Source organism: Mycobacterium venezuelense (assembly GCF_054919535.1).
This window is the reverse complement of the sequence record NZ_JBONDW010000002.1, coordinates 450,317-463,217: the sequence shown is the minus strand read 5'-3', so window position 1 is coordinate 463,217 and position 12,901 is coordinate 450,317. Positions and strand designations below refer to the sequence as shown.

The 12,901-nt window shown below is 66.6% G+C and carries 13 protein-coding genes; 6 read left to right on the top strand and 7 right to left on the bottom strand.

Annotated features, from left to right (window positions below; translation table 11 throughout):
- Positions 1-5 precede the first annotated feature (5 nt).
- From ACRCUN_RS04955 to ACRCUN_RS04945, 3 genes are read left to right on the top strand one after another with little or no spacing between them, the layout of a single operon-like run.
- Entirely contained in the window at positions 6-635 is a 630-nt protein-coding gene (locus ACRCUN_RS04955) for an AmiS/UreI family transporter (RefSeq protein WP_462140528.1), read from the top strand.
- A gap of 37 nt (positions 636-672) precedes the next feature.
- Positions 673-1,710, top strand: coding sequence for an aliphatic amidase (locus ACRCUN_RS04950; protein ID WP_462140527.1), 1,038 nt, complete (start codon positions 673-675; stop codon positions 1,708-1,710).
- A gap of 11 nt (positions 1,711-1,721) precedes the next feature.
- A complete protein-coding gene (locus ACRCUN_RS04945; RefSeq protein ID WP_462140526.1) occupies positions 1,722-2,756 on the top strand; it encodes an AAA family ATPase in 1,035 nt (344 codons plus the stop codon).
- A 53-nt stretch (positions 2,757-2,809) separates the two neighbouring features.
- Here ACRCUN_RS04945 and ACRCUN_RS04940 read toward each other — a convergent pair whose 3' ends face one another.
- Positions 2,810-3,679: an EamA family transporter gene (locus ACRCUN_RS04940; protein WP_462140525.1), complete on the bottom strand. Its 870-nt coding sequence runs from the start codon at positions 3,677-3,679 to the stop codon at positions 2,810-2,812.
- Positions 3,676-4,287 carry a TetR/AcrR family transcriptional regulator gene (locus ACRCUN_RS04935; RefSeq protein ID WP_462140524.1) on the bottom strand — a complete coding sequence of 204 codons (612 nt, stop codon included), beginning with the start codon at positions 4,285-4,287 and terminating at the stop codon, positions 3,676-3,678. The genes ACRCUN_RS04940 and ACRCUN_RS04935 overlap by 4 nt, the downstream gene beginning before the upstream one ends.
- 103 nt (positions 4,288-4,390) lie before the next feature.
- On the opposite strand from ACRCUN_RS04935, the gene ACRCUN_RS04930 reads away from it, so the two are divergent.
- Positions 4,391-5,482, top strand: coding sequence for a DmpA family aminopeptidase (locus ACRCUN_RS04930; RefSeq protein WP_462140523.1), 1,092 nt, complete (start codon positions 4,391-4,393; stop codon positions 5,480-5,482).
- 1 nt (position 5,483) lies between these two features.
- Entirely contained in the window at positions 5,484-6,917 is a 1,434-nt protein-coding gene (locus ACRCUN_RS04925; RefSeq protein WP_462140522.1) for an APC family permease, read from the top strand.
- Here the strand turns inward: ACRCUN_RS04925 and ACRCUN_RS04920 are convergent.
- The 4 genes from ACRCUN_RS04920 to ACRCUN_RS04905 all read right to left on the bottom strand — a co-directional run bounded on the left by ACRCUN_RS04920 (position 6,898) and on the right by ACRCUN_RS04905 (position 10,359).
- Positions 6,898-7,518 carry a dTDP-4-dehydrorhamnose 3,5-epimerase family protein gene (locus tag ACRCUN_RS04920; protein ID WP_462140521.1) on the bottom strand — a complete coding sequence of 207 codons (621 nt, stop codon included), beginning with the start codon at positions 7,516-7,518 and terminating at the stop codon, positions 6,898-6,900. The genes ACRCUN_RS04925 and ACRCUN_RS04920 overlap by 20 nt on opposite strands.
- Positions 7,515-8,510, bottom strand: coding sequence for a dTDP-glucose 4,6-dehydratase (gene rfbB, locus ACRCUN_RS04915; RefSeq protein ID WP_462140520.1), 996 nt, complete (start codon positions 8,508-8,510; stop codon positions 7,515-7,517). The genes ACRCUN_RS04920 and rfbB overlap by 4 nt, the downstream gene beginning before the upstream one ends.
- A gap of 129 nt (positions 8,511-8,639) precedes the next feature.
- Entirely contained in the window at positions 8,640-9,494 is an 855-nt protein-coding gene (locus ACRCUN_RS04910; RefSeq protein ID WP_462140519.1) for an LLM class F420-dependent oxidoreductase, read from the bottom strand.
- A 13-nt stretch (positions 9,495-9,507) separates the two neighbouring features.
- Positions 9,508-10,359, bottom strand: a complete 852-nt coding sequence (locus ACRCUN_RS04905) for an LLM class F420-dependent oxidoreductase (protein WP_462140518.1) — start codon at positions 10,357-10,359, stop codon at positions 9,508-9,510.
- 146 nt (positions 10,360-10,505) lie between these two features.
- Here ACRCUN_RS04905 and ACRCUN_RS04900 point away from each other — a divergent pair, with 146 nt between their 5' ends.
- On the top strand, positions 10,506-11,420 hold the full coding sequence (locus tag ACRCUN_RS04900) for an AEC family transporter (RefSeq protein WP_462140517.1): 915 nt from the start codon (positions 10,506-10,508) through the stop codon (positions 11,418-11,420).
- Here the strand turns inward: ACRCUN_RS04900 and ACRCUN_RS04895 are convergent, their stop codons facing one another.
- A complete protein-coding gene (locus tag ACRCUN_RS04895) occupies positions 11,421-12,890 on the bottom strand; it encodes an ATP-binding protein (RefSeq protein ID WP_462140516.1) in 1,470 nt (489 codons plus the stop codon).
- Positions 12,891-12,901: the final 11 nt, after the last annotated feature.

The following is a 12,901-nucleotide window of genomic DNA, read 5'->3' as shown; positions in this document are numbered from 1 at the left end:
CCCCGATGGGCAACGTCGGTCTCCTTTACGTCGGTGCGGTGCTGTTCGTCAACGGGCTGATGCTGTTGAACGTCGTGCCGGCACGCTCGGCGGCGGTGCTCAACCTGTTCGTCGGTGCGCTGCAGTGCGTACTGCCCACCGTCATGCTCGTCATGGCTGACGGAGATGCCGCCGCAACGCTCGCGGCATCGGGTCTCTACCTGTTCGGATTCACTTACCTCTACGTCGGCATCGTGAACCTCGCCGGCCTGGAACCCGAAGGCATAGGCTGGTTTTCACTCTTCGTCGCGGGCGGTGCCATCGTCTACGCCGGCCTGTCCTTCACCGTGGTCGACGATCCGGTGTTCGGTGTCATCTGGTTGAGCTGGGCCGTGCTGTGGCTGCTGTTCTTCCTGGTGCTCGGCCTCGGGCGCGAACAGCTGACCCGCTTCACCGGCTGGTCGGTGGTGCTGCTGAGCCAGCCGACCTGCACACTGCCCGCGTTCCTGATGCTCAGCGGCAACTACCGGACAACGCCTGGTATCGCCGTGATCTGGGCCATCGGACTCGCGTCGTTGTTGGTCGCCGCGCGGTTGCTCAGTTCGCCGCGCTCGCACCGATCCCGCACTCCCGCAAGTCAACCCGTCTACAGCTGAATCACCGTAATACCCCTTCCAGGAAAAGGAGTCACCCATGAGGCACGGAGACATCTCCTCGAGCAACGACACCGTCGGCGTGGCCGTCGTCAACTACAAGATGCCGCGGCTGCACACCAAGGACGAGGTTCTCGACAACGCCCGCAAGATCGCCGACATGCTGATCGGCATGAAATCCGGCCTGCCCGGTATGGATCTCGTTGTGTTCCCCGAGTATTCGACGCAGGGGATCATGTACGACGAGCAGGAGATGTACGACACGGCCGCGACCATTCCCGGCGAGGAGACCGCGATCTTCTCGGCCGCCTGCCGCGAAGCCGGCACATGGGGCGTCTTCTCGATCACCGGCGAGCGCCATGAGGACCACCCGAACAAGCCGCCTTACAACACGTTGGTGCTGATCGACGACAAGGGCGACATCGTGCAGAAGTACCGCAAGATCCTGCCGTGGTGCCCGATCGAGGGCTGGTACCCGGGCGACACCACCTACGTCAGCGACGGTCCCAAGGGACTCAAGATCTCGCTGATCATCTGCGACGACGGGAACTACCCGGAGATCTGGCGCGACTGCGCGATGAAGGGCGCCGAACTCATCGTGCGGTGCCAGGGCTACATGTATCCGGCGAAGGATCAACAGGTGCTGATGGCGAAAGCCATGGCGTGGGCGAACAACTGCTACGTGGCGGTGGCCAATGCCGCCGGATTCGACGGCGTCTACTCCTACTTCGGCCATTCGTCGATCATCGGATTCGACGGGCGCACGCTCGGCGAAACCGGCGAGGAGGAGTACGGCATCCAGTACGCACAGCTGTCGCTCGCCGCGATCCGCGATGCGCGCGAAAACGACCAGTCGCAGAACCACCTGTTCAAGCTGCTGCACCGCGGCTACTCCGGCGTGCATGCGGCAGGCGACGGCGACAAGGGCGTCGCCGACTGCCCGTTCGAGTTCTACAAGCTGTGGGTGACCGACGCGCAGAAAGCCCAGGAACGCGTGGAGTCGATCACCAGGAGCACCGTCGGCGTGGCCGACTGCCGCGTGGGATCGCTTCCGGTCGAGCAGACCATCGAAGCCTGAGAGGCGACGCGTTGCCGTTTCTCACCGATATGTACCACGACCAGAACCGCAACTCGGCGAAGGTCGCGGACCAGCCCGTCGCTAACTCGGAATCGGCAGGAGGCTTTGACCCGGAGGCGCTTTCGCGACGGTTGAACGCGGCGATCCTCGGACAACAGGCCGCGGTCGAGGCCGTGGTCCGTGCGGTTTCGATCGCCCACATCGGTGTGGCCGATCCCGGTCGGCCCCTGTCCAGTGTGCTGCTGGTGGGGCCGACCGGCGTCGGGAAAACCGAGTTGGTCCGTCAGCTCGCGGCGGCGTTGCGCACCGGCCCCGACGACCTGTGCCGCATCGACATGAGCGCGCTGGCGCAGGAGCACTACGCGGCATCCTTCTCGGGTGCGCCGCCGGGCTATGCGGGCAGCAAGGAATCGTTCACGCTGTTCGACAAAGCGAAGATCGAGGGCGGGCCGTACATGCCGGGCGTCGTGCTGTTCGACGAGGTCGAGAAAGCGGATGCGACCGTGCTGCGGGCCCTGCTGCACGTGCTCGACACCGGCGAACTGCGGCTGGCGAACGGTCAGCAGAAGATCTCGTTCCGTAACAGCTACATATTCCTGACGTCCAATCTGGGATCGCTGGAAGTCGCTGCGGCGCAAAGGTCCCGGCGCAAGCGGTGGTGGCCGATGCGCCGGCCGGCGCACCGCGTCATGGTGCGCGAGGCGGTCGAGTCGTTCTTCGACCCGGAGTTCTTCAACCGCATCGACGAGACCGTCGTCTTCGACGCGTTCGACGACGGCACGGCAGAACTGGTGGCCCGTAAGGAGATCGGCGACCTCGTGAAGAGGCTCAAGAGCCGCGGGGTGGAACTCGAGGTCGACGACAGCGTCGTCGAACTGGTGCGGGGCCGCGGATTCGACCCGGTGTACGGGGCGCGAGGGCTGCGCCGGACGATCCGTCACGAGGTCACCGAACCGGTCGCGCGTGCGGTCCTCGCGGGACAGTCGGTGTTACGGGCGGGCGTCCGCGACGGCGAGTTGACCGTCACTCCGCGAACAGACATGTAGGTACCCACAATCCGCGTATTCCGGGTACCCGCGCGTCTGCTCGCGCGGGAAAGTCAGCCGAGCGGCTCGGCCGGGGCGTGTGCCGAGCGGACCGCACCGATGCTGGCGGCCGTCACGAGTACGACACCCAGATAGCCAAGGACGCCGATCTGCTGGCCGAGCACAACGAGCCCGGCCAGCGCGGCGACCACCGGTGAAAGACAGGTCAGCACGGCGAAAACCGCAGGCGCAAGCCGTCGTAATGAGATCAGCTCCAGCGAGTAGGGGATCACCGACGACATCACCCCGACTGCCACACCCACTCCGACCACGTGCCAGCGCAGTACGTCGGAGACATCTACCGATGCGATGGCGAACGGTGCGACGGCGAGTGCTCCCGCGGCGGTGGCGATCGCCAGCCCGTCGAGTCGGCGGAACTCGGCAGCAGTGCGTGCCGAAGCCAGGATGTAGCAGGCCCATGCGATACCCGCCACGGCGGCGAATGCGAAACCGGTCGGGTCGAAATGGCCTCCGCCCTCGCGTGGCCAGCCCAACATGGCGACGCCCGCCAGCGCGAGCACGGCCCACAGCCACGCGACCCGGCGCGTGCTCGTCACGACCGAAAGAATCAGTGGTCCAAGGGCTTCGATGGTCACCGCGATGCCGAGCGGGATGCGCGCGATCGCGAAATAGAAGCAGAGGTTCATCACGGCCAGCGCGGTTGCCAGCGCACCCGCCGAACCCCAGGCGCGTCGCGTCAGGCCCCGCAGCGAAGGACGAACCGCGGTGCACAGGACGACGCCCGCGACCGCGAACCGGGCGAACAACGCGCCCACGGTGCCGACCGCGGCGAACAAGCCCACGGCAAGCGCAGCGCCGACCTCCTGGCTCACCGCGGCGACGACGACCAACAGTGCGGCCCCGACCGGGGCGCGCGCGGTCACACCGTCACCGGAAGCGTTGCCCCTGTTGCCAGTTCGGCGTAGCCCCGTTGAAGGCGCAGGGCTGTCTCGCGGCTCAGCTCCGGATCGCGGGCCACGATCCGGTAGCCCAGGTAGTCCTCCATCGCCATCAGCGTCATCGCGATATCGCGAGCGGGGGAGCCCAGCCGGAACACGCCGCTCTGCGCACCTGATTCGAGAATCCGCGTGTAGAGCTTCACCTGCCGGTGATAGATGTGCTGGACATCGCGGCGCTGGTCGAGTTCGAAACCGGCCGCCAAAACCGCGCGCCAGATCGCCCGCCACTCGGCGTCCTCCGGCCCGGTCGGCAGGCCCGCGGCGATGGTCAGAGCGAGCTGTTCGCACACGTCGTCGGTGCGCTCGACGACGGCAAGCCGATCGTCGTAGAACCGGGTGTCAGAGCGCTGCGCGAGCTGCGAGAGCAGGTGGTCCATCTCCTTGAAGTAGTAGCGCACCGCGTTGGCGGTCAGCCCGAGCTCGGCGGCGACGTCGGCAATCCGCAGCGTCGCCAGGTCGTGGCGTTCGATCAGCGCGATCGCGGCGTCGAGGATCTCCTCGCGTCGTTCTGCCTGTCTGTTGGGCCGTCCCACGCCTCCATAGTTACCGATTTCACGGTTCCTCTTGCACATGGCGGCCGTCACGCGCATTATTTTCCAAACGTGAAAAAAACTCGATGTGAACGTTCGGAGATTAATGCGAGCCCGTGACCTCGGCGTTGTCGTCGGTGAACACTCCACCGGCCCCTACAACGCGATCACCGACGTGGCCGGCGTACGCGTCGGGCACACCACGATCCAGCAGGCACCTGCCGTGAACACCGGGGTGACCGTCGTCGTCCCGCATTCCGGTATCTGGACCGAACCGGTCTTCGCCGGGGCGCACCGCCTCAACGGCAGTGGCGAGATGACCGGCCTGGAGTGGGTTCGGGAGTCCGGCGAACTGACTTCGGCCATCGGGCTCACGAACACCCACAGTGTCGGTGTCGTACGCGACGCGCTCGTCGACGCCCAGGTGCAGGCCCGTGGGGAAGGGCTGTACTGGTCGCTGCCGGTCGTCGGGGAAACCTATGACGGGTTGCTCAATGACATCAACGGCCACCACGTGCACGCCGAACACGTCCGCGCGGCGCTGGACTCCGCATCCGATGGCCCGGTCGCCGAGGGTAATGTCGGCGGCGGCACCGGGATGATCTGCCACGGCTTCAAAGGCGGCATCGGCACGGCGTCGCGCGTCACCGACACCGCCGCGGGCCGTTATACCGTCGGGGTGCTGGTTCAGGCCAATCACGGACGCCGAGAACGGCTGCGGGTCAACGGGGTTCCGATAGGAGAGCTCGTCGGCCCTGAACATGTGCCGATGCCCGAGATGCCGCGCGCCTACGAGCCGGGGTCCGGATCGATCATCGTCATCGTCGCCACCGACGCGCCGTTGCTGCCGCATCAGTGCACCCGACTGGCTCAGCGGTCGGCGTTGGCGGTCGGTGCCCTCGGCGGCACCGGAGAACAGTACAGCGGTGACCTGATGCTGGCGTTTTCGACCGGCAACCATGGCATACCGCCGTACGCCTGGGACGAGAACACCGAGACCGAACGTCCCGAGATCCCGGTGCGGATGGTCGCCCCACAGCTCATGACGCGGCTGTTCGACCTCGTCATCGAGGCTACCGAGGAAGCCATCGTCAACGTGCTCGTCGCAGCCGAGACCCTCACCGGACGTGACGGCCGCACCGCACATGCACTCGACCACAACCTGTTTCGCCAGGCCATGCAGCACTGGGAGGGCTGAGATGACAAACCAATCCGTCGCCGACAACGGCAGCCGCCTGCACGGAAAGCTCGGGCCGATCGGCGTCGTGTTCATGGTGGTCGCCGCGGCCGCCCCGCTGACCGTGATCGGTGGCAACATGCCGCTGGCCATGGGACTCGGCAACGGCGCAGGCGCACCCGTCGGGTTCCTGATCGCCGCGCTCGTCTTGCTGGTGTTCAGCATCGGGTTCGTCGCGATGACGCCGTACGTGCCCGAAGCGGGCGCCTTCTTCTCCTACGTGACGCTCGGTCTCGGCAAGCGCATGGGCAGCGGTATCGCCGCCGTCGCGCTCATCGCCTACACCGCGATCCAGGTGGGGATCTACGGCTACATCGGCTGGGCCATCGACGACACCGTGCGGTTCTACGGTGGGCCGCAGATACCTTGGCCCGTCTACTCATTCGCGGTCCTGGCGGTCGTCGCACTGCTCGGCTACCGCCACATCGAGTTGAGCGCCAAGGTGCTCGGCGTTGCCCTCGTGCTGGAGATCGGCATCGTGGTGCTGCTCGATCTCGTGATCGTCGCCGATCCGGGCCCGCAGGGGTTGAGCCTCGCGTCGTTTTCGCCGAGCGTTTTCACCGACGGCGTGCTTGGCATCGCGGTGCTCTTCGCGCTGACCGGTTTCATCGGATTCGAAGCGACCGCGGTTTTCCGCGACGAGGCCAGGGACCCCGAGCGCACGATCCCGCGGGCAACCTACGCCGCGGTGCTCATCATCGGTGGCTTCTACGCGCTGACCTGCTGGGCGTTCGTCGTCGCGATCGGGCCCGACCAGGTGACCGAGGTCGCCCAGCGCACGCTCGACGGCGAGGCCAACATGCTGCTCGACACCACCGACGACAACCTCGGCCGCATCGGCCGCGACGTGGTCAACGTGCTGCTGCTGACGAGTCTGTTCGCGTGTGTCCTGTCATTCCACAACGTGATCGCCCGCTACCAGTTTGCCCTGGCCCGAAAAGGATTGCTGCCCAACAGGCTGGCCGGTGTGCATCCGCAGCACGGTTCGCCCGCGCAGTCCTCTGTGGTGCAGACCGTCACCGCCGCGGTGATCGTCGGGATCCTCGCGGTCCTCGGGATCGACCCGCTCGTGGGCGTCTTCGGGTCGATGGCGGGCGTGGCGACGGTCGGCATGGTCGTGTTGATGCTCACCACCTCGGTGGCCGTGCTGGTCTACTTCGCCCGAAACGGCGAGCATGCAAACGGGCGGGTCTGGCAGACCCGGATCGCCCCGGTGCTCGCGTGCCTCGGCTTGCTGGCCAGCCTGTGGCTCGTGCTCACCAACTTCACCTTGGTGACCGGCGGCAGTGCGACGCTGAGCACGGTCCTTGCCGCGGTTCCGTTCGTGGGACTTCTTGTGGGCGCAGCGATTCGCCCACCTGGTAAGGCTCAGCAGGTCAGCGCGGCGGGGGAGTGACGGCGTCCACCGTGCGCAACTCCTCGACGAACGCGCGGGTGTCCGCCCACGTCGGCAACAGGCCCGCGGCCCGCACCTCGTCGAGTGTGGGCGCGGCCGCGTCGCGTTCGGAGAGGATGAGCTCGTGGGTGTCGGGCCAGTCGATCCCAAGGCTGGTGGCCCGGATCGTGTGCTCGCGCTGCGGCGCGTACGGCGTCGAGCACAGGTACATGACCGTCGAATCATCTTCGAGCGCAAGGAAAGCGTGACCCAACCCCTCGGAAAGGTAGATCGAACGCCGGTCGCGGTCGTCGAGCAGCACGGAATCCCACTGCCCGAAAGTCGGTGAGCCAAGCCGGATGTCGACCACGACGTCGAACACCGCGCCACGCACACAGGTCACGTACTTGGCCTGGCTCGGCGGCAGCTCGGAGAAATGCACACCGCGCAGCACGCCGGCCGCCGATACCGAACAATTGGCCTGACGCATGTCGAGGCGGTGTCCGGCGAATGCGTGAAACCCGCTGTCGGTGAACCATTCGAAGAACAGTCCGCGCGAATCGCCGTGCAGTTTCGGCGTGATCTCCCAGGCGCCGGGGATCTTCAGTTCGCGTGCGGTCACTGCCCGCGCTCCCGGTAGTCCGCTTCGACGGCGTCTTTCAAAGGGCCCCACCAGGATTCGTTGTCGCGATACCAGTCGATGGTGGCGCGCAGCCCCTCGTCGAAGTCGGTGTGCTTGGGCGCCCAGCCGAGCTCGTCGTGCAGCGTCGACGGATCGATCGCGTAGCGCAGGTCATGGCCGGCCCGGTCGGTCACGTGGTCGAAGTCGTCGGGGTCGCGGTCCATCAACCGCAGCAGTGTGCGCATGACGGTCAGATTGTCGCGCTCACACTCGGCGCCGATCAGGTATGTCTGGCCGATCCGGCCGTCGGCCAAGATCCGCCACACCGCGCTGTTGTGATCGTCGACGTGGATCCAATCCCGCACATTGGCGCCGGTGCCGTAGAGCTTGGGCCGCCTGCCGGTCAGCACATTGGTGATCTGGCGTGGGATGAACTTCTCGACGTGCTGGTAGGGGCCGTAGTTGTTGGAGCAGTTCGAGATCGTGGCGCGCACCCCGTAGGAACGCACCCACGCCCGCACGAGCAGATCGGCGGCGGCCTTGGTCGACGAGTACGGGCTGGACGGGTTGTAGGGCGTGGTCTCGGTGAACCGCGCGGGGTCGTCGAGTTCGAGGTCGCCGTACACCTCGTCGGTCGAGACATGGTGCAGGCGCACGGCGTGCCTGCGCACGGCCTCGAGCACCGTGAACGTGCCGATCACATTGGCGCGCAGGAACGGTTCGGGATCGGCCAGCGCGTTGTCGACGTGGGTTTCTGCAGCGAAATGTACGACGGCGTCGGCCTCGCGTACCAGGTCTCCGACGACTTCCGCGTCGGTCACGTCGCCCTGCACGAGCCGGATCCGGTCGGCGACCGGCGCAAGAGATTCCCGGCTTCCGGCATACGTGAGGGCGTCGAGCACCGTCACCGATGTCGTCAGCGCCTCGTGTAGCGCGAGATGCACGAAGTTCGCGCCGATGAACCCCGCGCCGCCGGTGACGAGCAACCGCATGCGTCAACCCTAACGGGCGGGAATTTCCGCACGCTCACGCCGCACGAGCGTGCCCATTGTGCCGGTATTTCGCGGCGTGGCGGGCAGCAGACGCGCACGCTCGCGGTGCAGGGTTAGCGGCGCAGGGCGTCAGTCCTCTTTCAGTCCGAGGGGGCCCGCGAGCTCGGTGAGCGTCGGGATCAGCTTGTCCGGACCGCCGAGCACCTGGATCGTCACGTGATCGGCGCCTGCCGCGATGTGCTGGCGCAGGCGTGCGGCGATATCGCCTGCCGTGCCATGCGCGACGACGGCGTCGATCAACTTGTCGCTGCCTGGCTTGGCGATGTCTTTCTCGGTGAACCCGAGCCGGCGCCAGTTGTTGAGATAATTGCTCAGGTTGAGGTAGAAGTCGACGGTCTCGCGGCCGATCCTGCGTGCCTCGGCCGCATCGGTGGTCAGCACCACCTTATGCTCCGGTGCGAGGAACACCGTTTCGCCCAGGACGTCGCGGGCGTGCTCGGTGTGCTCGGGCGTGGTGAGGTAGGGATGGGCACCGGCGCTGCGCCGTGCCGACAGCTTGAGCACCTTGTCGCCGAGCGCCGCGAGCACCAGGCGGCTCGTCGGCACCTTGGCGGCGTCGAGCACGTCGAGGTACTCGACAAGGGCGTCGTAGGGCTTGCGGTATTCGTCGGTGTGCTCGGGGTGGCCCACACCGACACCCAGCAGGAACCGGCCGGGATGGGCGGCCTCGATGCGATGGTAGGACTCCGCGACCCGGTTGGCGTCGGCCGTCCAGATGTTGACGATGCCCGTGGCCACCTGCAGGTTCTCGGTGTTGTCAAGGATCGGCTCCACGGATGCGAGGTCGGCCGCGGGAGAGCCGCCGATCCACACGGCGCCGTAGCCGAGCTTCTCGATCTCGGCGGCCTGCTCGGGGTTGACCGCGCCGAACGCCCACACGCCGTAGCGGCCGAGATCGGGCTTGAGTGAAAGAGAGTCAGTCATGGTGTGCTCCTCCTCAGGCCAGGCCCAGCGGCCCGGCGAGTTCGGCCAGTGCCGGCACCAGTTTCTCCGGTGAGGTCAGCACCTGCACGGGTACGTGGTCGGCGCCGGCGTCCACATGCTCCTTGAGGCGCGCGGCGACGGCTTCAACGGTGCCATACGCCACGACGGCGTCGATGAACCGGTCACTGCCTGGCTTGGCCAGATCCTCGTCGGTGAACCCGAGCCGCTTGAAGTTGTTGAGGTAGTTGGTCAGGCCGAGGTAGACGTCGAGTGCCTTGCGGCCGACGGCCCGCGCCTTGTCCGCATCGGTGGTGAGGATCGCCTTGTGTTCGGGTGCGAGGAACGCGTCGGGCCCGATCACCTTGCGGGCCTGGGCGGTGTGTTCGGGCGTGGTGAGGTAGGGGTGCGCGCCTGCCGAACGGTCGGCCGACAGCTGCAGCACCTTCGGTCCGAGTGCGGCGACCACGCGGCGGTGCTTGGGCACGCCGTACTCGTCGAGTTTGTTCAGATAGTCTGTGAGCGCGTCGAGTGGCTTGCGGTATTCGCCGATGGCTTCGCGGTGCCCGACACCGATGCCGAGCAGGAAGCGCCCGGGATAGGCCGACTCGATGCGATGGAACGACTCCGAGACCGGACCCGCGTCCGCCGTCCAGATGTTGACGATGCCGGTGGCGACCTGCAGCGTCGTGGTGGCCTCCAGGATCGGCTCGACCCACTCCAGCTCGGCGGGCGGCGAGCCGCCGACCCAGACCGCGCCGTAGCCGAGCGCCTCGATGTCCTTGGCCTGCGCGGGTGTCACACCGCGGCCGAACGAACCGTACTTGCCGAGATCTGGTTTTGCGGGCTGAGCTGTGGTCTGCGTCATGGTTCGGTCAACCCGGCACCGCGGCGTGGCTATTCCGGACGAATCACGCCGATTCTGACGCGCGAACCCGGTGCGGGATAATTCTCCGCGAGTGAAGTAAACGGATCGCGCGAGGAGACGACCCCATCAGACGGAAGGCCCGGTAGGTGCTGGCTGTTTTGCAAGCCTTCGCCGTCATCGCGATCGTCATCGTCGTCGGAATCATCGTGGGGCGCTACGACGTACTCGGTGAGAACGCGAGAATGGTGCTCAACCGCGCGGCGTTCCACATCGGCGTTCCGGCATTGATGCTGATCGGGCTTGCCGATGCTCAACTCTCCCAAGTGTTTTCGCGCTTGCTAGTGGCGTCGGCCGTCGCCGCGCTCGCGGTGTACGCGTTGTATTTCGGGATCGCCAAGCTGATGCGCCGCCCGCGCGGCGAGACCGTCGTCGGCTCGATGCTGGCCTCCTACGTCAACGCGGGCAATCTCGGCATCCCGGTCAGCGCCTACGTGCTGGGCAGCACGACCGAGGTGTCGGCGATCATCCTGTTCCAGATCCTGGTGCTCGCGCCCATCAGCCTGGGCCTGCTCGACGCGGAGAACGCCAGGCACAAGCCGGTCGCCCAACGCGTGCTGAGCCTGTTCACCAACCCGATCATCGCGGCGAGCGCCGTCGGATTGATCCTCGCCGAGACCGATGTCGAGCTTCCGCAGGTACTGCGCGATCCGCTGGAACTGCTCGCCGCGCTGGCCGTCCCGACGGTGCTGCTCGCCTTCGGCATATCCCTGAGCGCACGGTCGCGCGGCGATGGGCACCCGCACCGCGGCGAGCTCGCGCTTGCGGTCGCGTTCAAGATCTTGCTGATGCCCGCCGTGGCCTACGGGGTGGCCTGGGCGCTCGGCGCCGACCATCACCAGCTCGAGATCGTCACCGTGCTGGCCGCACTGCCCTCCGCGCAGAACATCAACACCTACGCCGCGCTGTACAAGCGCGGGGAGACCCTGGCTCGCGACGCGACACTCATCAGCACGATCCTGGCCGTGCCCGTGATCGTCGCGGTCGTCGCGCTGACGGAGTGACTACTCGGCGGATTCGACGGCCGCCGAAAGAGGCGCAGGCGCCTGCAGCGGCAGGAGCACGACGAACCGCGTGTTACCCGGTTCGGAGTGGACCCGCAGATCGCCGTTGTGCTTCTCCACGACGATGCGCCAGGCCAGGTCGAGGCCGAGCCCGGTGCCCTCACCGAACGGTTTCGTGGTGAAGAACGGGGTGAAGATCCGGCCGATGATGTCCTCGGGGATGCCAGGGCCGTCGTCGCAGATCTCGACGCGGATCATCTCGTCGTTCTCGCGCGCGGTACGGATGGTCAGTGTGCCGTGCCCGTCCATCGCCTGAATGGCGTTGTCGATGATGTTGGTCCACACCTGGTTGAGATCGCCCGGATAACACTGTAGTTCGGGCAGTGACTTGTCCATGTCCTTGACGAGGGTGATCGGCTGGTCCTTGCCGATCTTGCCGCCGAACATCATGAGCGTGCTGCGCAGCAGTTCGTGGACGTCGGCGCTCTGGTAGGAGCCACGGTCCATCTGCGAGTACTGCTTGGCGCCTGCCAGCAGCGCCGAGATGCGCTTGCTCGCCTCGGCGATCTCGTTCATGCGCAGTTCGGTGTCGATCGTGTACTTCAGCCACCCGATCGCGCCCTGCAGCGACGCCGACGCGTCGACATCGTCGACCGACGCCTCGATGCGCTCGAGCCAGTCGATGTCGAGACCCGCCTCGACGAACGTCGGCGCGTAGTCCCACGCACTCGAGATGCCGTGGTCCTCGAGCCAGTCGCCGATCTGGTCCTCGCGGTCCGAGGTCTCCAGCGCGGTGAGCTCGAGCCCCTTGCTCTTCGCGACCTGCTCGGCCACCTCGTCCTGAATGGTGACAAGCACGCGCAGCGCTTCCGGGGTGAACTTGCCGTCGGCGAGCATCGCGAGCTTGTGGCGCATCTTGCCGACGCCCTCGCGGAGGTCGGCCACGGCCCGCGCGGTGGCCGCGGCGGGATTGTTCAGCTGATGGGTCAGACCCGCGGTGATGGTGCCGAGGGCCAGCAGCTTCTCGCGCTGACCGATGATCTGGCTCTGCCGCCTGCCGCCGACCTTGTGCCCTTCGAGCAGATGCACGGCCATCGGGAACTGCGACTGCATGAACGCCGCGAACGCGTTGGCGTCCAACACGAACACCCGCGATGGCTTCGTCAGCCGGACCGACGCCTCGTAGATGTGCTCCTCACCCGGGATGTAGGCCGACCAGGCACCGAAGTAGACGCCGCGCTGTGAGGTGCGGTTGGTCTGGAGGTCGACGCCGCCCGACCGCTTCGACATGATGAGCTCGCCCTCGAGCATCACGTAGAAGCAGGTGGCCGGATCTCCCTCGGTGACGATCGGGCCTGCCGGGAAGGTCTCGATGCTGCCGGCCTCGCACAGTGTGTCGAGTTGCTCGTCGGAGAGATGCTCGAACAGGAACAGCGTCCGTAGTTCGTCGCGAACACACACTTCGCTCATATCGGTCGTCG